This is a genomic window from Massilia sp. W12 (assembly GCF_037300705.1).
In the GTDB taxonomy this organism is placed as follows: domain Bacteria; phylum Pseudomonadota; class Gammaproteobacteria; order Burkholderiales; family Burkholderiaceae_D; genus JACPVY01.
Map to the genome: position 1 here is coordinate 2,273,947 of NZ_CP147776.1, position 19,741 is coordinate 2,293,687.

Annotated in this window: 17 protein-coding genes; 7 read left to right on the forward strand and 10 right to left on the reverse strand. The window is 57.9% G+C overall.

The window, feature by feature from the left end:
* Nucleotides 1–5 precede the first annotated feature (5 nt).
* The 8 genes from V8J88_RS09150 to V8J88_RS09185 all read right to left on the reverse strand — a co-directional run bounded on the left by V8J88_RS09150 (nucleotide 6) and on the right by V8J88_RS09185 (nucleotide 8,672).
* Nucleotides 6–884 (reverse strand): DUF3034 family protein, encoded by an 879-nt coding sequence (locus V8J88_RS09150; RefSeq protein WP_338849108.1) that lies wholly within the window; start codon nucleotides 882–884, stop codon nucleotides 6–8.
* A 9-nt stretch (nucleotides 885–893) separates the two neighbouring features.
* On the reverse strand, nucleotides 894–1,559 hold the full coding sequence (locus V8J88_RS09155) for a carboxypeptidase regulatory-like domain-containing protein (RefSeq protein WP_338849109.1): 666 nt from the start codon (nucleotides 1,557–1,559) through the stop codon (nucleotides 894–896).
* 169 nt (nucleotides 1,560–1,728) lie between these two features.
* Nucleotides 1,729–3,744, reverse strand: a complete 2,016-nt coding sequence (locus tag V8J88_RS09160; protein ID WP_338849110.1) for a neutral/alkaline ceramidase — start codon at nucleotides 3,742–3,744, stop codon at nucleotides 1,729–1,731.
* Nucleotides 3,745–4,111: 367 nt separating this feature from the next.
* Nucleotides 4,112–5,014, reverse strand: coding sequence for a TorF family putative porin (locus V8J88_RS09165; RefSeq protein WP_338849111.1), 903 nt, complete (start codon nucleotides 5,012–5,014; stop codon nucleotides 4,112–4,114).
* A gap of 74 nt (nucleotides 5,015–5,088) precedes the next feature.
* Nucleotides 5,089–5,517, reverse strand: coding sequence for a DUF2147 domain-containing protein (locus V8J88_RS09170; RefSeq protein WP_338849112.1), 429 nt, complete (start codon nucleotides 5,515–5,517; stop codon nucleotides 5,089–5,091).
* A gap of 20 nt (nucleotides 5,518–5,537) precedes the next feature.
* Nucleotides 5,538–6,878 carry an alanine racemase gene (locus V8J88_RS09175; RefSeq protein WP_338849113.1) on the reverse strand — a complete coding sequence of 447 codons (1,341 nt, stop codon included), beginning with the start codon at nucleotides 6,876–6,878 and terminating at the stop codon, nucleotides 5,538–5,540.
* 1 nt (nucleotide 6,879) lies between these two features.
* Nucleotides 6,880–8,292: a D-arabinono-1,4-lactone oxidase gene (locus tag V8J88_RS09180; RefSeq protein WP_338849114.1), complete on the reverse strand. Its 1,413-nt coding sequence runs from the start codon at nucleotides 8,290–8,292 to the stop codon at nucleotides 6,880–6,882.
* A complete protein-coding gene (locus V8J88_RS09185) occupies nucleotides 8,289–8,672 on the reverse strand; it encodes a c-type cytochrome (RefSeq protein ID WP_338849115.1) in 384 nt (127 codons plus the stop codon). Before V8J88_RS09185 ends, V8J88_RS09180 begins: the two co-directional genes overlap by 4 nt.
* A gap of 444 nt (nucleotides 8,673–9,116) precedes the next feature.
* Between V8J88_RS09185 and V8J88_RS09190 the strand changes: the two genes are divergently transcribed.
* The gene (locus V8J88_RS09190; protein ID WP_338849117.1) at nucleotides 9,117–11,846 is read left to right on the forward strand and encodes a DUF349 domain-containing protein; all 2,730 of its coding nucleotides are present in this window, start codon (nucleotides 9,117–9,119) and stop codon (nucleotides 11,844–11,846) included.
* Nucleotides 11,847–11,917: 71 nt separating this feature from the next.
* On the opposite strand, the gene mnmA is transcribed toward V8J88_RS09190, so the two are convergent.
* Nucleotides 11,918–13,012, reverse strand: a complete 1,095-nt coding sequence (mnmA, locus tag V8J88_RS09195) for a tRNA 2-thiouridine(34) synthase MnmA (RefSeq protein ID WP_338849118.1) — start codon at nucleotides 13,010–13,012, stop codon at nucleotides 11,918–11,920.
* The gene (locus tag V8J88_RS09200) at nucleotides 13,009–13,527 is read right to left on the reverse strand and encodes an NUDIX hydrolase (RefSeq protein ID WP_338849119.1); all 519 of its coding nucleotides are present in this window, start codon (nucleotides 13,525–13,527) and stop codon (nucleotides 13,009–13,011) included. The genes mnmA and V8J88_RS09200 overlap by 4 nt, the downstream gene beginning before the upstream one ends.
* Nucleotides 13,528–13,978: 451 nt before the next feature.
* Between V8J88_RS09200 and V8J88_RS09205 the strand changes: the two genes are divergently transcribed.
* The 6 genes from V8J88_RS09205 to V8J88_RS09230 all read left to right on the forward strand — a co-directional run bounded on the left by V8J88_RS09205 (nucleotide 13,979) and on the right by V8J88_RS09230 (nucleotide 19,480).
* Entirely contained in the window at nucleotides 13,979–15,094 is a 1,116-nt protein-coding gene (locus tag V8J88_RS09205) for a Re/Si-specific NAD(P)(+) transhydrogenase subunit alpha (protein ID WP_338849120.1), read from the forward strand.
* Between the two features lie 12 nt (nucleotides 15,095–15,106).
* Entirely contained in the window at nucleotides 15,107–15,463 is a 357-nt protein-coding gene (panD, locus tag V8J88_RS09210; RefSeq protein ID WP_338849121.1) for an aspartate 1-decarboxylase, read from the forward strand.
* Between the two features lie 11 nt (nucleotides 15,464–15,474).
* On the forward strand, nucleotides 15,475–15,789 hold the full coding sequence (locus V8J88_RS09215; protein ID WP_338849122.1) for an NAD(P) transhydrogenase subunit alpha: 315 nt from the start codon (nucleotides 15,475–15,477) through the stop codon (nucleotides 15,787–15,789).
* On the forward strand, nucleotides 15,789–17,258 hold the full coding sequence (locus tag V8J88_RS09220) for an NAD(P)(+) transhydrogenase (Re/Si-specific) subunit beta (protein WP_338849123.1): 1,470 nt from the start codon (nucleotides 15,789–15,791) through the stop codon (nucleotides 17,256–17,258). Before V8J88_RS09215 ends, V8J88_RS09220 begins: the two co-directional genes overlap by 1 nt.
* A gap of 105 nt (nucleotides 17,259–17,363) precedes the next feature.
* Complete coding sequence (gene hemH, locus V8J88_RS09225; RefSeq protein ID WP_338849124.1) at nucleotides 17,364–18,473, forward strand: ferrochelatase; 1,110 nt, start codon at nucleotides 17,364–17,366, stop codon at nucleotides 18,471–18,473.
* 473 nt (nucleotides 18,474–18,946) lie between these two features.
* The gene (locus V8J88_RS09230) at nucleotides 18,947–19,480 is read left to right on the forward strand and encodes a GNAT family protein (RefSeq protein WP_338849125.1); all 534 of its coding nucleotides are present in this window, start codon (nucleotides 18,947–18,949) and stop codon (nucleotides 19,478–19,480) included.
* Nucleotides 19,481–19,741 lie beyond the last annotated feature (261 nt).

Below are 19,741 nucleotides of genomic sequence, written 5' to 3' on the forward strand. Positions count from 1 at the left end.
GCCTCTTAAAATCCGCCTTGCAGCGAGAGATACCAGCCGCGCTGGCGTTTCGGGTTGAGGATGGTGATATCGCCCAAATTCACCCAGGCCAGGGTGGCGGAGAAATGTTTGTTCGGGAACCAGGCCAGGAACAGATCGTAGTAGTCTTTTTCCTTGTCCAGCGACAGATTGGCCGGTTTCATCCGGTATTCCACCCCGGCCACCCAATGCCGGTTGATCAGCCAGGCGGCTGAACCTTCGAGTTTGAGCCGATAATCATCATTTTTATCGCCGCCAAAACCCAACAAGCCCATTTGATTGGCGCGCGTGGCGCGCAGCGTGCCGTTTAACAGCAGGCTGTGTTGTAACAGCAGTTTGGTGGCGGATAAATACACATCCACGCCGCTGTCATCCTTGGCCCCCAATTGCTTGACATTGACCACGCCCAAGGCGCCTAAGCCGCCCACGCTGCCATTGCGCTTGTATTGCAAACCAAGCGCCAATTGCGGCATCGCACTGTCTTGCGCATACACGGCGTCACCCGCGAAACGCCATTTCAACCCCACAATATCCTGCTGCAAACGCAGCTTATCGAGCGGCGCCACGCTGCCATAAAATTCCTGTCGCGCCAGGGAAATCTCAAAACGGTCGGCAATGCCGACTGCCGCGCCATAGGTGTTGAGGGCATAGTCTTGCGTTTGCACGCGGGTGGCGTGCAAATTGCCGCCATAGCTGTCGCGTGTGCCGTAGCCGGTGATCAAGGCCCAGGGCGTCAATCCGCCGCCGCCAGCCCCTTCGACTTGCGAGACGCCGCCGGTGGCTAATAACTTGCCTTGATCAGGGGCTGCGTGCGACAAGCCGCACAAGCCTAAGAAGAGACTGCAACACAGAGCCGGGATGCGCATGCCGCCTCCTCAATAGTCATTGCGTTTGCGGGAAAACACCGGTTTTGGCGCCGGCGCCGGGATGAAATTGAGCTGGAATTTGACCGCCGCCGGATCATTCGCCGCCACTTGCAGGCTTTGCATCGGCGGCTCGCCTATCATTTTGGGCGCCCAGGCGCGGATATCGTATTTGCCCGGCGGCAGATTGTTGATGACCACATTTCCGCTCTTATCGGTTTTACCAAACCAGGGCGTGTCCAGCACCAGCACAAAGCCGCGCATCCAGTCGTGGAAATGACAGACCAGGGCGACATCGCCGCTTTTTTCAAACAGCACCGGCGCGCTGTCATCTTTTTTGCCGGCGATGCGCAATTCAAAGCTTTTGGCGGGTGAAAAGGATTTGATGTGGTGTTCGTGCGGATCGCGGTTGGCAAAACGCACTGCGCCGCCTGTGCGCAACACGCTGACATAGGGGTTGAAGGTGTAATACTCTTGCGTGACCACTAATGGCGCGCCTTCGACCGGTTTGGGCAGCGGCGCATTATCCGCTGGCATGGCGTAGATCACCGCATCCATCACGGGATTGCCGGTTTTATCCAACACCGTTCCCAACATGGTCGCGCTGTGCGCCGCCGGCCCGATGCAGGCGAGGGCGGCAAGACTGAATAATTGCGGCAGGGAAATTCGGGTGTGCATGCTGTCTCCACAAGTCTTGAACATATCCAGCGCACTTTAGCACCGGCTTTGCAGGCGCAGACGGATAACAGCGCTTTTTTTGTGGCGCATGCATATTGGGGGCAAATTTGTTGCTATTTTGCATACAGCCGGACGCAGTGCGCCCGGCTGTGTTTGCTCGTGAATCGCCTCAGTTCACAGCAAAATGGCGGCTTGCGCCGGACAGACCGTAAATCCGCCCGTTCCAGCCATTTTTATAGTCGCCATAGTGCACGATGCGATACGTGCCGGGCAGGGTGTCGGCTGGAATATCCCAGCTGATGCCAGCCTTGGATGTGCCCCACACCGGATCGACCCGGATCCAGCGGTACATAGTGCTCCAATCGCTGTCCGTCGCCACCACGCTCCAGCCGGCCCCGTTCCAGCGCTGCACTTCGAGGAATGTGCCGTTTTGGCGCAGATTGTTTTTCGGGTGCCCGGTCCAGAATTCGACGTACACCCGCTGGCCCCGGCTGTAATTGGCGGCGGCGTCTGTCACCACTTGGCCAAAACTCTTGAAAATCGGCACATTGTCCAACACCACCCCGGTTTGGAAAGACATTTGCTTATCCGCCAGATTGCGCGGCGCCAGGGGATTGAGCAGGGTTTTGCCTTGTTGCATGGCGCGCGCCAATTCATCAAAACTTTGCTGATACGCCGGCAGCGTCCACTTGCCGAAATGGGTGGAGGCGCCTTCATAGTGCTGGGCCTCATATTCTTCCGGCGTGGTGACATAGCCGGCGTAGGCGTTGGCATAGCCGGCGAACACCACATGCTTGAGTTCCGGCATGGCCGCGCGCACAGTTTGTTTGATGCGGCGCCCTGCAGTGATGGTGAATTCGCCGGGTGCGGCGATGATGGCCATCTGGCCGATGCGCAAAATCGACACCGGCAAGACTTCCGGCGTCCAGGGGTAGGGGCTTTGCATGCCGGTGGCCAGCAAGACCGGCTTGGGGGCCTGGCAGGTGTGCACCCATTGCGGGGCCGGAGCGATCACCCCGCCTAAGAAATTAAAGAAGGGATTGCCTTTCAAATCACCCTCATTAAAACCATCCAGCCCGCGCCCGTCTTCAGTGCCGGCGGCAAACGCCGAACCCACGGCTGCGGGACAGGTGCGCTGCTGCCCGGCGCCGGTAAAACGGGCCTCCACCGTGACATTGGAAAAATCGACATATTTCTGGCGGTAATCGACCGGGCCGCTCAAACCTTCCAGCGCGCCGTGATAGATTTGCAGCGCTTTTTGCAATTGGCGCTCGCCGATGATGCGCGTATTGTCGAATTCATTTTTAGTCGGGCCTGTCCCATCCAGATGCAGATTCGGCGTCATATCGCCGGCATTGCTCTGCGCAAAGGCGGCCACAAAATCATCCGCCCGGTTATAGCGCACGCCTTTGATATCGTGTTCCCAGCGCCATGCCGCATAGCCCTTATTGTCGGGCGTCAGCAATTGGTTTTGCAGCGACATCGAGACGCCATGAGTGGCGAACCAGGAAATCACGCCGACATCGGTATTGCCCTGTTTGAAGCGCAAAACTGTCATTTCCGGGTCGATATGCGTGCCCATTGCGGCGCGCTCAGTCGCCGGATTCCGTTCAAACGCCGGCATGGAGCGGTTATTGCTGGCGTCATGCAACTCGCCTTTGCCGATGCTCACGCTGCCCGGCTTGAGATCGCGGTGCGCCTTATCAATCGCCGCCACAATGCCGGACACGATGGCGTCAAACGTGCGTTTATTATGGCCCCAGGTGGTGAAGTTATACAGGGCGTAATGGGAAAAACCGCCGGAGCCGCCATGCGTGTGGGTGGCCGACAGCACCACATTGCCGGCGTGATACAGATTGCCGTATTTGGCTTGCAGCTGAGCCAGCACGGCTTGATGCACGCCCTGGAACACCATGCCCAGGTCGTTATTGACAAACACCACGCGCTGATTATTAGCGCTGTCGTGCACAATGAAGGCGCGCGCGCGTTGGCGCATATGGATGCCGTGCGCCACCTGGCTCAGATTGGCATAGCCCATCATGCCCACTTCGGCAGCTTCGCCGGTGATATCACTCATGCCGCGCCCGACCAGATAGGGGTCGGCGGCGGCGGAAAAACTTGCAAAAGACAGCAGCGCTGCCAGACTCAGCCGGCGCGCAATAGGGGTGTTCAGTGCGGTATGCATGCTCTCTACTCTCTTGTTCTGATAATTGATATACGCCAGGGACAGTCACGGGGAGACGCCCCGGCATTCCGGTAGTGCAACAACAGATACAGCGGATACAGCAGAAACGGCGTGCTGCTACAGCGAAGTCATGAGGTGAAAATCAAGCGGCAAAGGAGGGCTGCATGGCGCAGCGCCGGGGCCACGGGCCGCGTTGGCCCGTGTCTGACACAGACGGCATTGCGCCGTCATTTTGTAAAAAAGGAAAAAAACAAACTGAAAAAGGAAACCACACCCGCCCGACCCGGCCACGCTCACCCAGGCAGGAGTGAGCGAAGCGACAGCGTTCGACACCGGCTAAGCCACAAAGGAGCTGGAGTCTGCCCCCTCAGAATTTTTTAGCAAGCGACAGCACCAATGCCGTCTTATCAATCCGGTGACTCTGCCGATTCGCATCAAACGCCACGCCATATGCGGCATTGCGCAGACGCGCGCCCACCACTTCCGCGCCGAACTCCAAACCGAAGCGTTGATGTGTCACGCCAATCTTCCAGTCCCAGATATCGCCGCCGGAAAAATTGCGCAATTTCTGATAGCCCAGATGCAGCAGCAATTTGCTCTGACCATCCAGGCGGTGTTTGTAATCCAGGTCGAGTAAATGCGTGCCGCCGCTATGTTTCATCCCGCTGCCATAACAATCCATGGCTTGGGACGGGTCGCCGCCCGCCAGCACCGCCGGCAGATACAGCGAACCGCAAATCGTGGCAGTGTTATTGCCGCGCAAATCCTTGGACAGCACATACAGATAGCGTCCCTCCAGTGCGCCATAGCCGAATTCAAACACCCCATAGGTAGTGTCAAACTTGGTATTGGCCAAACCGGTCGGGGCCGGTATGCTCCAATCAATGCCGGACGGCAGGCCATTTAATTTGGCGGATGGAAACCACTCTTGCGCCAGGCCGACGCCAAAACGCCAGGCATCCGGCTTGCCCCAGCGATAGCCGGTGGCGGCCAGAATCTGCCAGCCATTTGAATCGGGAAAGATTTCTTTTTTCACGCTGCCCAGGGTCAGCAGACCGACCCAGCCGCTTTCATGCGCCAAAGTGAAATTGAGTTCCGCGCCGGGGCGGTTGAAGGTGTCAGACGTGCCGCGATTGCGGCGCTCACTTAAGATTTTGGCTTCAATGTCCAGTACATAACTCTGGATTTTCGGCTCATCGGCGGCCACAGCCGGAGTGGCGGCGGCCATCATCAGGCCACACGCGGCCATGCTGCAAAATGCTGCTTTCATTGGGGTCTCCCTGTTTTGAGGTTATTTGCACGGCGGATCTGCGTCCGCTATCTGCCTTCTTCCTGCCAGCAATTCTATTTTTTGCAGCCGGGCGGCAAGCTTGTCACCTTGCTCATTTCCTCAGTCTCACCCAGCAATTCCGCGCCGACAAAGGCGCGCAAATGCAGCACATCATTTTTCACACGCAGCACCGCCTTATAATTTTTCTTGCTGCGTGGATCATGCACCCAGCCATTGCGCCAGGCCTCATCGCTATATTCCTTCAACTTGGCGATCTGCAGACCGCAATCATCATTCGGCGTGCCGGCTTCTTTATCCCAGACGATTTTGCCGCACAGCGCACTGGCCTGATCAGCACAGGGCGCGAATTCAATCACCGCCGCCTTATCCGCCGTCAGCCATAAACCCTTGGCCAAATCCTGCCCCTGCACCGGCCCATTGCCCGCGCTGGCCGCCTGCGCACACAAGGCCAGCGCGATGCCGAAAAACTTGCTGCAGTTCATGCTTTGTCCCCCTTGGAAGTTCAAGCTTGCGCCGGCCAGACCGGCCAGAAATCGGTAATCCGTCCCGTATCAAACAAGGCAATCGCACCGAATTGGCTAAACAGCGCTTCACTCTGACGCGGCCGGAAAAACACCCAGTCATCCACCTGCAACCCTTGTGCGCCTGAGCCTTGCAGCATCTGTTGATTGGAAGATGTCCCATATAAAGTGGAAGCGGAGAGACCGGCTGGCGACACCGGCTCAGCCAGCCATTGCCCGCCGTAAATGAAATACGCCTGATTGCTGTTCGGGTCCCAGGCGCGCGCCAGACCGCCCAACGCCTGCACCCCATACGGCATGGCGAACTCGCGGCCCGCTTTCAATACCGGCGTGGCGATATAGCAGGCCGCTTTGAGTTCTTGCAACAGCGGCGTATCAAAATCACCCGGTTTCACAAAAGCAGAGCCAATCGCCACCTCATTCGCCGCCCCGCTTCCATCATGCAGGCGATAAGTTGGCGAACCGGCGGCGTTGAGCGTCCAATCGCGCCCGCCATGCGCAGGTTTGAGCGTTTGCAGAGCCAGTTGCAAGGCATCCTGATACACCTTTTTGGCGTGCGCCAGCGCATCGTCGCGCAAGCTTTGCAAGGGCAGCTTGGGAATGTGCGCGTCATACCCCATCATGCCGGAAAATTCCAGCAGCGGTTCTTTCCGGATCTGCTCCAAAACCTGTCCCAGCGCTTGGAGATCGGCAAAGCCGCCGCGCCGCAAACCGACATCCAATTCCAGATTCACGCGCAGACGGCGTTTTTGCTGCTGCGCCAGTTGCTGGTATTGCGTCAGGCGCGCCGGGCTGTCAATCAACCATTGCAATTGGCGTTGATCATCAAACGCGCCGCGCATCTCGCGGTAAAAACGCGCCGCCGCCGCTGCCGGCAAAGGCTTGCCCAGCAAAATATCCAGGTCAGGCCGCACCGCTTTTTCACCCAAAGCGGCCAGATGCTGCAAATACGGCAGATTGAACACCATCAAACGCGGCGTGCGCATCTGCAAAATCAGCGAGTCCAGCAGCGCCTGGCAGGGCAGGGACTTGGCCACCAGGCGCAGGGCCATGGGCTGCTTCATCATCGTCATATGGTGACGGATCGCGGTTTGATTGGCGAGCAGGCGGTTTTTGTCGATCAATAAAACCGGCTGCGCCATGCCGGCCAGGCGCAGCGCATCGGTCAGCAATTTGAAATAACTGCCATGCGGGGCGCCGGCGTCACGCGGGCGCAACAAGGCCGCGCCCAAAGCGCCGGCAGCCAGCGCGCCCAGCGCCATGCGCCGCTTATTCCAGGGTTTGCGCCCGGGTTTGTTTGCAGAAGTTTCGCTGGTGCTCATATCAGGCAATGCCAAACAGGGTTTTTAAATAGGGCGTGAGAAATTTGCCTTGCGGATCCATGCTCTTGCGCAACAGCAGAAAATCATCCCAGCGCGGATACAGCGCGGCCAATTCCTTGGGCGTGAAGTTATGCAGCTTGCCCCAATGCGGACGGGCCTGGTATTTGCGGAAGATCGGCCCCAGCTCAGTCACCAGATATTCATACGGCTCACCGGCCAGGGCATGCACCGCAATTGAACAGGAGTCACGCTGATAAAACGGCGACAGCCAGGCCTCGTCGCCCTTGACGAAGCGGAATTCAAGCGGGAAAAACACATCATTGCGCTGTTCCAGGCGCGCGATGATTTCGCGCAAACAATCGATGCCGTGCTTGCGCGGGACATGACATTCGCTTTCATTAAAGCGTGTCGGGCGCGCATTCGAGAGCAGCTTGTAGGAACGGTTTTTGGCGTGTTCCTCAAGCTTGGGATCAATCAGTTTTTGCGCCAGCCAGCGCCGCATATTGGGAAAATTGCCGGCCCAGTCGCGCAGCCGCTTCAAATCGGCCAGCATTTGTTCGTCTTGCGACGGCGGCATCAATACATCCTGTCCCTGATACAAATCATGCGCGATGGCGGCGGCGTAACCGGTGTGCGGCAGATAATAGAATTCAAAATGGCGGTGTTTTTGCGCCAGCTGCGGGGCGTCCTTGAGCATCTCTTCCAGCGGCTTGAGCCAGACTTTGCGCTGTAAATTAAAGGCCGGCTCGACCTGCAAGGTGACTTCACTGATTACCCCCAAGGCGCCTAGCGCAACCCGGCCCGCCTGCAGCAGTTGGGTTCCGCCGCTATCGACCCGCACCTTTTCCCCCAGGCCATTGATCAAGCTAAAGCCTTGCACCTGGGCATGCAGGGCCGGCAGCGTCGCGCCGGCGCCGTGGGTGGCGGTGGCGATGGCGCCGCAAATCGTTTGCATATCAATATCGGGCAGATTCGGCAGCGCCAGCTTGTGTTCATCCAGCGCCCGCGAGAGCTGAAATAAACGGGTGCCGCCTTTCACCCGCACCAGCCGGTTTTTACTGTCCACTTCCAGCAAACCGCTCATTTTGTCCAACGACAACAAAACGGCATCGCTGGCCGCCAGCGGGGTGAAAGAATGGCCGGAACCGGCGCACCGCAAGAGATTGGCGCTTTTACAAATCTGTTGTATTTCCGCCTCGCTGGCCGGCGTGGCGATCTGTTTTGGCGTGCAAGACACAATCCCCGACCAGTTTTTCCATTGCATCGCCGCGCCTTTGGCCTGGCTGAGCGCACTGGCGCGGGCCGGCTGCAGCGGCAGCAAACCGGCCCCGAGCGCAGCTAAGCCGGCTTGCAAAAAACGCCGCCGCCAGGCTGGCTGTCGCGCGGCTTTGTGTGGTGCGCGCTGCGGCTTCATTCCTGCCCCGCCATGAAACGGATCAATTGCTCAAGTTCAGCGTCGCTGCAATCCTGACACATGCCCATCGCCGGCATGGCGTTGATGCCCTGTTTCGCGCTTTGCAGTAATTGCGGCATGCCTTTTTGCAGCGGTTTTTTCCAGGCGGCGGCGTGTCCGCTCAAGGGCGCGCCTGTCCCGGGACGCGCATGGCAGGTGATGCAGGAACGCTCATAACGCTCAGCCAGCGCCGCCGCTTTCGGGCGCAGCGTCTCGGCGCGCCGGATGTCTTTATCGCTCGGTTCAAGATTGCCGCTGCAAGCCGCCAAGCCAAGCAGGGCGGCCCCGGCGAGTGCGCAAAACGCCAAACTGCGCGCACGCGCAAGAACAGTGAAAAACATAAAGTCTCCCCAATGCAGCCATGCTGCCGGATTTTAAAGATGTGGCGCTACAACGGATTGCGGGAACTGCTGTTTGGGGTCATGCGGGCGCTGTGCGAATGCATATCGCAGTCTGTCACATCGCTAAGCCGCCAGACAACATTGTCCGCCTGCACAACGGCAGACAATCCGATTCGCTTGCATGGTACGTCAGAGCGCACAGCTGTGCAACTGGATGACGCAAAAATGAAAGTTATCTTTAGTCGGCAAACATTTGCTTGCTTGGCGCTTTCCATGAGGAAATCCGGGGAGTTTCCAGCAGCGGCGCAAAATGCTGCGGCGCAAAGGGGTGACAATGCTATGATTGCTGTTCTTACAGAACCCTATGGCCAGTTTTCCATGTTCCAATTTCTATTCAAGCGCAAAAACAGCCGCCAAGAACCGGCCCAAACGGAGATGAAACCGATGGCGCAAGAAGCGAAGAAATCGCCTCCCGCCGCACAAGCGGAGCCAGCCGCAGGCGCAGCGCGCGCGGCGCAACAGGAAAAAAAGCAGGCTGCTTTGCAACAGGCAGCCGCATTTGGCGGCAATGAAGCGGCGGCGGTGGCATTTATCCTGGCCTCGGAATTCGCAGACGCGCGCTTGGCCGCAGCTGAACATGTGCACAGCCGCGAAGGCTTGCAGCAGGTCTTGGCCAAGGTGCGCAATATTGACCGCCGCGTGGCCAAGCTGGCGCAACAGCGCCTGGAAGCACTGCAATACCGCGCCCAGCTCGAAGAGCGCGCCGCGCAATGCGTGCAACAGGCGGAAAAACTCTTGCAGGATGAAAAATTTCTGCCCAATCACTTAAGCGAACTGGAACGCAATTGGAACGCCCTGGGCCGGCTGCCGCAGGACTTGCCGCAATTAGCGCGTTTTGACGAACTCAAAGAACAATTATTGCAACGCCTGCAAGAACAGGCGGCCTTGCAACGCCGCGTGCTGGACTTGGTCGGCGCGATGCGCGAAGCCACCGCCGACGCCGCACAAATCAGCCTGGTTCTGGCGCAATTTGATGAATTGGGCGCCAGCCGCGAAAACCAAAGTCTGCCGCGTCAGTTGTGGCAGCAGGCCCAGCAACTGGCCGGCGATTTGCGCCAGCAGCAGGCGCAATTGGCGGCAGGCGAGCAAGCCCTGCAAGCTTGCCAGAGCGCGCTCGCAGAGTGGGACGCATTGGCGGCAGCCGTGCGTGAATCGCGCCAAACGCCTGTGGCGGGCGAAGCGGCGGCTGAAAATGCCGATGCCGATGCGCAAGCTGTCCCTGCGCCTGCGCCGGATGTCCCGGCGCGTGATGCGCTGCAAGCGCGTTGGCGCAGCTTGCTGCAGGCTGCGCCGCAGACCGCGCAAGCCGGCTTGCAAAAGCAATTCCAGCAAATCTTGCAGCAACTCCATCCGCACAGCAGCGCGCCGGCTGAAAAGGCCGCACGCGAAGAAAGCCAGGCTGCGCCAGACTCGCATGCGGGACAGGATGAAAGCGGCATGGCGGAAGGGCGCGACAAAGGCGCGCGCGACAAGCCGGCCAAAGAACGCGCACCGCAACTCACCCCGGCGGAATTAAACCGCGCCAAAGAAGAATTTTCCGCCGCCCTGTCTGCATTTGAAGCGGCGCTGGTGGAAGGCTCTTTGCATGATGCGTTTGAGCAGGATAAAAAACTGCGCGATTTGCGTCAGGTCAAACCCGGCCCATCGCAAGCGCAACGCCTGTTGGCGGCGCGCGCCGAACTGCACCGCCTGCAAAGCTGGGCGCGCTGGGGCGGCAAAGTCTCACGCGAAGAATTGATCAAGACCGTGGAAGACATGATCGGGGTCGAGATGCCCTTGACCGAATTGGCCAAAAAAGTCGGCAGCATGCGCGAACGCTGGCGCGCGCTGGACGCGGCTTCCGGCCCGGCCAACCGCGCGCAATGGGAAAAATTCGACGCCGCCTGCAGCACCGCTTACGCACCGGCCGCCGCCCACTTCAAACAACTGGCGCAAGAGCGCGCACAACATGCGCAAGCCGCGCAAGAGCTGGTTGATGGCATCCGCGCATATGCTGCGCAGGCCTTGAACGGCGCACCGGATTGGCGCGCCATCGCAATTTACTGCCAAAAGCTGGAACAGCAATGGCGCAAACTCGGGATCCTGGAGCGCAAAGACAAAAAGCGTCTGGAAAAAGAATACGAGCAGGCCATGGCGCTGCTGGAGACCCCGCTGCAAGTCGAGCGCGACAAAGAGGCGGCGCGGCGTGAAGCCCTGATCGCCGAATTGGAAAAACTCGACGCCCAGCAGCGCGGCGCGTTTGAACAATTGCACCGCCTGCAGGAACGTTGGCAGGAATATGCGCGCGCCTTGCCGCTGCAGCGCAAGGTGGAACAGGAGTTGTGGCAACGCTTCCATGCCCGATGTGAACAGATTTTCGCGCAGAAAAAAGAAAGCGCTCACCACGAACAGCAAGAGCGCCGCCGCCATCTGCAGCAAAAAGAAGAGCTGTGCGCCAAACTGGAGCAAGCCGCCCCGGAAGCCGACGCCAAAGCTTTGCGTGAATTGCTGCAACAGGCGCGCTTAGCCTGGCGCGATATCGGCTTTGTCCCGCGCAGCCAGGAAAGTGCGCTGGAAAACCGCTGGCGCAAAGCGCAAGACGGCTTGCAACAACGTCTGAATGCGCAACAGCAAGCGCAGCAACAGGCGCAGCAGCAAGCCTTGTGGCTGCGCTTGGAACTGTGCTGGCGTTTGGAAGCCGAATTGGCCCAGAGTGCTGCAACTGACGCCGCCGCCTGGCAGGCGCGCTGGGACGCGCTGCCGCCGCTGGCGCGCGGCATGCAAGATGGCGGCAAAGTCTTGCAGGCGCGCTGGAATGATGCGCTGGCGGCGCAGGAGGAAAGCCGGCGCGCACGCTGGCTGCAGCAAGCCCAGGCCGCGCAAGCCCAGTTGGCGCAAGACGTGTTGCGTCAGGAAATCGTACTTGGCCTGGACAGCCCGGCGAACTTGGCGCGCGAGCGGCTGGCCTTGCAAGTGCAAGTCTTGCAATCCTCACTCAAAGCAGGACGCCAGGATCTGTCACAGAAATCGGCCTTGGCCATGCTGGGCTGTGTCGCGCTGGCCGATGAAGCCTTGCAAGCGCGTTTGCTGCGCGTCTTGCAGCGCGCCAATCTGGGCGGCGAACGCGCACATTGAGGAAATGATGTGGTAAAAAAGCCAGCCGGTGTTGTCTGCCGGCAGGCTTTTTTTGCGCTGCTTGCGCTGGATTATGTTGCGTGGTGGATGATGCCGCCGCCCAAGCACACCTCGCCTTGGTATAAAACGGCAGACTGTCCCGGCGTCACGGCCCACTGCGCTTGCGGGAAGGTGAGTGAAAAAGCATCGGCGCCGGCTTGCAAATGCGCCGCCACATCCGCTTGCCGATAGCGCGTTTTGGCGGCTAATGCGCCATCTGCCGGCGCGCTGCCGGCGACCCAGGAGATATTTTCCGCACGCAGTTGCGTACTTTGCAGCCAGGCATGATCATGTCCCTGCACTACGTACAGGGTGTTATCAGCCATATCTTTGCGCGCCACATACCAGGCGTCGTGCTTGCCGTCGCCGCCATCGCGCGACTTGACCCCGCCAATGCCTATGCCTTTGCGCTGGCCCAAAGTGTAGAACGATAAGCCGACATGTTCACCCAAAACTTCACCCGAATCACTCTTGATCGGGCCGGGCTTCCAGGACAGATAACGGTTTAAAAATTCACGGAATGGCCGCTCGCCGATGAAGCAAATCCCGGTCGAATCTTTCTTTTTCGCATTCGGCAGTCCGATTTGTTCGGCAATCGCGCGCACCCGGGTTTTTTCAATTTCACCCAGCGGAAACAGGGTTTTGGAAAGCTGCGCCTGATTCAAGCGGTGCAGGAAATAACTCTGGTCTTTCGAGCCGTCGAGCGCTTTGAGCAATTCAAAGCGGCCATTGTTCTCGCGCACGCGCGCATAGTGGCCGGTGGCGATCAAGTCCGCCCCCAGGCTCATGGCGTGATCCAGAAACGCCTTGAATTTGATTTCCGCATTGCACAGCACGTCAGGATTCGGGGTGCGCCCGGCCTGGTATTCGCGCAAAAACTCGGCAAACACACGTTCTTTATATTCCGAGGCGAAATTCACCGCTTCAATATCCACGCCGACCACATCGGCCACGCTGGCGGCGTCGATCCAATCCACCCGCGTCGAGCAGTATTCGCTATCGTCATCGTCTTCCCAGTTTTTCATGAACAGGCCGATGACTTTATAGCCCTGTTCTTTCAACAGCCAGGCGGCGACAGAAGAATCCACACCGCCGGACATGCCCAGCACGACAGTTTTTTTGCTCATGCTTGCTGACTCCCTTGCACATCGCCTTGATATACCGAAGGATCGCTGTACACCAGGGCCAGCGGCGCGCGCTGGCCGGCCAGATAGTCATCAACACAGCGCAATACCAGATCGCTGCGGTGACGCTCGCGACAGGCGGCCAATTCATCGCGGCTCATCCACATGGTGCGCACAATCCCTTCATCAAGCGCGCGCGCGTGCGCGGCGCCGATCACGCCGCAAAATGCAAAGCGTAAAAATGAAGGGTGCTTGTATTGGGTTTTCGATAAATTGCGCGACAGATATGTCCCGACTAAGGCATTCGGCGTGAAATCGTGCGCGGTTTCTTCCAGCGTTTCACGGACACAGGCCTCAATCAGCGATTCGCCCGGCTCCAGATGGCCAGCCGGTTGATTGATGCGCAAGCCTTCATGCGTTTCTTCCTCAATCATCAAGAACAGGCCATTATGCTCAATCACAGCGGCGACTGTGACGGCGGGCTTCCAGGTGGGTTGGGGCGGGCTGGCGTTTGACATCGTGCTTGGCGGTTTTTGAAAAAAGTGGCTGCAACCGGGTGGAGGCAAAGCCCGCTATTGTAGCCTAAAGCCAGCTGCGCCATGCGCGCTGTGCTGCAAAACTTAAAGCCTGATACCGCTTTTAGTCCCGATTGCTGTGCTGCGTGCAACAATGCGCGTGCAGCAATCTTCTCAGGTTGCAAAGCCCTGGCAAACTCTCTACCATGGCAGGCTTGGCGCAGGGATCAAGCGGTGTGAAATATCGAATTGTGGCTATGCAACAAAAATGAATGACTGTTGTGAACGACTGTTCTATTTTTCCGCCGGTTTTTCCGTGTAAGATGCCATGCAATGCCTTTTCAGACCGATAGAGGTCTGCACGCTCCAGGGCTGATTCGCAGCTGTGATGACAGCAAGCGGGCCGAAATGCGCAAGCGTTTTGCCGCTTTTTTTCGATAGACAGGAGGAGTTCATGAAAATAGGCATTCCTGCCGAAACCAGGGCCGGCGAGACCCGCGTCGCGGCAACGCCGGAAACCGTGAAAAAACTCCGCGCCGGCGGGCACCAGGTGCTGGTGCAAAGCGGCGCCGGCATCAGCGCCTCAATCACTGACGACGCGTATGCCGCAGCGGGGGCGGAAATGGTGGACGCCGCCGCCGCCTTGGGCTGCGAACTGGTGTTTAAAGTGCGCGCGCCCAACGACAGCGAGCGCGCCATGATGCAAAAAAACGCCGCACTGGTCGGCATGCTCAATCCCTTCGATGCCGAGAACAATGCCGCCATGGCGGCGCACGGCTTATCCGCGTTTGCGCTGGAAGCCTGTCCGCGCATCACGCGCGCGCAGTCGATGGACGTGCTCTCTTCCCAAGCCAATATCGCCGGCTATAAAGCGGTGATGCTGGCGGCCAATACTTACCAGCGTTTCATGCCGATGTTGATGACCGCCGCCGGCACCGTGAAAGCGGCGCGCGTCTTGATCATGGGCGTGGGCGTGGCCGGCCTGCAGGCGATCGCCACCGCCAAGCGTTTGGGCGCGGTGATTGAAGCTTCGGATGTGCGTCCGCCGGTCAAAGAACAGGTCGAGTCGCTCGGCGCCAAATTCATTGATGTGCCGTATCTGACCGATGAAGAGCGCGAAATCGCCAAAGGCGAGGGCGGTTATGCCCGTCCCATGCCGGCGGATTGGATGCGGCGCCAGGCTGAATTGGTGCATGAGCGCGCCAAACAGGCCGACATCATCATCACCACCGCCTTGATTCCGGGCCGCAAAGCGCCCACTCTGATTTCAGAAGACACCGTGAAAGCCATGAAGCCAGGCTCGGTCATCGTCGATCTGGCGGTGGAGCAGGGTGGTAACTGTCCCCTTTCTGAACTCGGTAAAACTGTCACTAAATACGGCGTGCACATCATAGGCGAACCGAATCTGGCCTGCCATGTGGCCGCCGATGCGTCGCAACTGTATGCGCGCAATCTGCTCGATTTTTTCAAACTGCTGGCCGACAAGGAAGGCAAGCTGGTGATCAATCTCGAAGATGAAATCATCAAAGCAACCCTGATGTGTCACGCTGGCGAAATTTTGCGTAAATGAGGTAAGAAGTCCATGCAAAGAATTATGTTGAGAGCCAAGCTGCACCGCGTCAGCGTCACCCAGTGCGATTTGCATTATGAGGGATCGTGCGGGATTGATGAGGATCTGCTTGAAGCTGCAAACATCATCCCGAATGAGAAGATCGAGCTGTACAACGTCAATAACGGCGCGCGCTTTTCCACTTACGCCATTCGCGGCAAGCGCGGCAGCGGGGAAATTTCCTTGAATGGCGCGGCCGCGCGCCAGGTGCAGCTGGGTGATTTATTGATCATCTGCGCCTATGCCCCGATGACGGATGAGGAAATCGCCACTTACAGTCCGAAGATTGTTTTCGTCAACGAAAAGAACCAGATCACCGGACGCAAATAGGAGAGTTTGCCATGGAAGTCAGTCACACCATCATCAACCTGATCATCTTCGTGCTGGCGATTTACGTCGGCTACCATGTGGTCTGGAACGTCACCCCCGCCTTGCATACGCCCTTGATGGCGGTGACCAATGCAGTATCGGCAATCATCATCGTCGGCGCCATGTTGGCCGCTGGTCAGACTGAAGGGGTGCTCGGGCAGGTGATGGGCACGGTTGCAGTCGGCCTGGCGGCTGTGAATGTGTTTGGCGGCTTCATGGTGACCCGGCGCATGTTGGAAATGTTTAAAAAGAAGGATAAGCCGGCAGCCAAGGAAGGGGGCCAATAATGGACTTCTCTTTCATCAGCTGGAACCTCGTCACCCTGCTGTATCTGGTGGCCTCGGTTTGCTTCATCCAGGCCTTGAAGGGCTTATCCTCGCCGGCCACGGCGCGCACCGGTAACGCTTTCGGCATGACCGGGATGGCGATTGCCGCCGTGACCACGCTCGGGCTTTTGCTCAAGCTCAAATCGCAACACGCCGGCTCCGGCACTCTGGGCTTTGGCCTGGTGCTGCTGGGCGTGGTGGTGGGCGGCGGCATCGGCGCCACGCTGGCGAAACGGGTCGAAATGACCAAGATGCCGGAACTGGTGGCGGCCATGCACTCGCTGATCGGTTTGGCGGCGGTCTGTATTGCCGTGGCCGTGGTGGCTGAGCCGTTTGCGTTCTCGATTGTGAAAGACGCCAGCGAAGCGATTCCGTTTGGCAACCGGCTCGAACTCTTCATCGGCACCTTTGTCGGCGCCATCACCTTCTCCGGTTCGGTGATTGCTTTCGGCAAATTGTCCGGCAAGTATAAATTCCGTCTGTTCCAGGGCGCGCCGGTGGTGTTTGCCGGCCAGCATATGTTGAATCTGGCGCTGGCGCTGGTGATGCTTGGCCTGGGCCTGGCGTTTTGTTTCTCCAGTGGCGCGGCGCCAGCCTGGACACCGTTTATTTTGATGACCGCGATTGCCTTTGTGCTAGGCGTTTTGATCATCATTCCGATTGGCGGCGCGGATATGCCGGTGGTGGTGTCGATGTTGAACAGCTATTCCGGCTGGGCGGCGGCGGGCATCGGTTTTTCGCTGAATAACTCGATGTTGATCATTGCCGGCTCGCTGGTTGGTTCTTCCGGTGCGATTTTGTCTTACATCATGTGCAAGGCGATGAACCGCAGCTTCTTTAATGTGATTCTGGGCGGTTTCGGCGGCGATGCGGGCGCAGCCGCTGGCGGTGGTGCGCAAGCGCAGCGCAATGTGAAATCCGGTTCGGCAGATGACGCCGCCTTCCTGATGACTAATGCCGAGAGCGTGATCATTGTGCCGGGCTATGGTCTGGCAGTGGCGCGCGCGCAGCATGCACTGAAGGAATTGGTGGAAAAATTGACCCATGCCGGCGTTAATGTGCGCTATGCGATTCACCCGGTGGCAGGGCGTATGCCGGGCCATATGAATGTGCTGCTGGCGGAAGCCGAAGTGCCGTATGACCAGGTGTTTGAGATGGAAGACATCAACAGCGAATTCGGCCAAACCGATGTGGTGCTGGTGTTAGGCGCGAACGACGTGGTCAACCCGGCGGCGAAAGACCCGAAATCGCCGATTGCCGGCATGCCGATTCTGGAAGCCTACAAAGCCAAAACCATCATTGTTAATAAACGCTCAATGGCATCCGGTTACGCCGGTCTGGACAATGAGCTGTTCTATATGGATAAAACCATGATGGTGTTTGGCGACGCCAAGAAGGTGCTGGAAGATATGGTCAAAGCGGTCGAATAAACCGTTGTGATGCTTTGATCGCGCCCGCGCACAGCGGGCGCTTTTGTTTTATGAGATGCCCCAAGGCCGGCGACAGCAGATGGTGGCATGCAATTGAGAGGATTTATGCGATTTATGCAAGAAGCGCCATACAGCCATGGCCAGTTAAGCAAAACCGGCGTCTTGCTGGTGAATCTGGGGACGCCGGACGCGCCCACTGCCAGCGCATTGCGGCGTTATTTGAAAGAATTTTTGTGGGATCCGCGTGTGGTGGAAATCCCGCGCCCGATCTGGTGGTTGATTTTGCATGGTGCGATTTTGCCATTCCGCAGCGGCGCCTCGGCCAAAAAATACGCCAGCATCTGGGATAAAGACGGCTCGCCTCTGCGGGTGCACACCGAAAAACAGGCGCAGCTCCTGCAAGGCGCCCTGGGCGCGCGCGGGCACCGCGATATCATCGTGCTGCCCGCCATGCGCTATGGCAATCCTTCGATTGAGCAAGGCCTGCAGGCATTAAAACTGCAAGGTTGCCGTCGTATTTTGATTTTGCCGGCCTACCCGCAATACTCAGGCGCCACCACCGCCTCGACCTATGATGCAGTGTTTGCGCACTATGCCAGGATGCGCGATCTGCCAGAGCTGCGCCTGGTGCGCAATTATCATGATCAGAGCGCCTATATTGACGCGATGAAACAACAGATTTTGCAATACTGGGAAGTGCATGGCCGCCCGGATAAGCTGATTTTGAGTTTTCATGGCATGCCGCGCCGCACCCTGGATCTGGGCGACCCGTATCACTGCGAATGCCATAAAACCGGCCGCCTGCTGGCCGAAGCTTTACGCCTGTCAGCGCAACAGGTGCAAGTCTGTTTCCAATCACGCTTTGGGCGTGCGGAATGGCTGCAACCTTATACCGCGCCCACAGTGCAGGCGCTGGGGCAACAGGGAGTGCGCCGGGTTGATGTGTTTTGCCCCGGATTTATCGCCGATTGTCTGGAAACGCTGGAAGAAATTGCGCTGGAAGTTAAGCAGGAATTTGTACAGGCCGGCGGCAAGGAATTTCACTACATCCCCTGCCTGAATGAAAATCCAGCCTGGATCGCCGCCTTGGCTGATATTGCCGAACAGCATATGGCCGGCTGGCAAACCCTGATTCCGGCGGCAGCCAGAGAAAGCCAATTGCAAGAAGCGCAATCAGCGCGACAGCGCGCCACTCAAATGGGGGCAACACAATAAACGTTGTATCAAAGCAGCGCTATACAAGCCGGGCATGTCCCGGCTTTTTTGCGTATGCCCGTCCGTGCGTCGCAGCCTGTGTCAAGAAACGGGTGCTGCTTTATAACAAATTGCTGTTTGACAGGCACAGCCAGGCAGCCAGGGACAAGGTGTACACCAGAACGGCGCTGCTGATTAAGGTTTGCCTCATGATCATCTCCTGCGATGAAAACAGTTTTTCAATAATTTAACTGTACACGTATCAAATACAAAAATCAACATCTGTTTATTGAAAAATAGGACAAGTTCCCGGCAGTCTTTTAAGCTGGGCCATACATCCACTGTGAACAAACCAAGACCTGTGCTGGCTTGCATGCGATGGGCGTCGCGAAAAAGCCTGCAACAGCGATGCCGCAGAAGGAAATCCCCGCCCATTCATGGCAAGATAGGCAGATACAGCAGCCGGCGTCCCTGGCCGGTTAAAGGAGAACACCATGCTTTCCCGCGATGGCGTGCATATGCGCCACATCCGCCAACATGATTTGGAACAATTCTGGCATCTGATCAACGATTTGCAGGCGCGCGGGGAATATCTTCCAGCCGGCTTGCACTCTCACCGGAAATTCATCGCTGCTTATGAAAAAGACGGCTTTTCCAGCGAAGAATTTGAGCGCCTGCTCTTGCTCAATGAAGCCGGAGAGATCATCGGCACGCTATGGCACTTCAAATCCACCCCCTATTTCAGTGCGCGTGAAATCGGCTATGTCCTGTTTCAGACGGCAATGCGGCGTCAGGGTGTGATGAGCACCGCCGTGGGTATGCTGGTGGATTATCTGTTCCAGACGCAACAGATCAACCGCTTGGAAATCCGCATGGATGTTGACAACGTCGCTTCAGAGCGGGTCGCGCAGAAATGCGGTTTCAGCAAAGAAGGCGTCAGCCGTGGCGCGAATTTTGTGCGCGGGCGTTATCGCGATATGTGTGTGTATGCACTCTTGCGTGCGGAGTGGGAACAGGGCAGGGCTTAATCTCAGCCGGTAAATCTGAAGGCTGTGCTACGGACAGGCTGTCACAGGGCGTTGAAATTCTCACGTCCTCATTGAGTGGATACATTGAGAACTGGAAAATTTCCGCTGATATTTTCATTAATGCATCATTTTCAGAATAATATTTTAAAAATACAATCAATAATTTCGGAGAATCATCATTTTCCAACTTTTCAGACCATTTTCTCTCTCTCCAGACGGACTGAGGGTGTCCAATGCCCGACAAAGGCCACCCAAACAGCA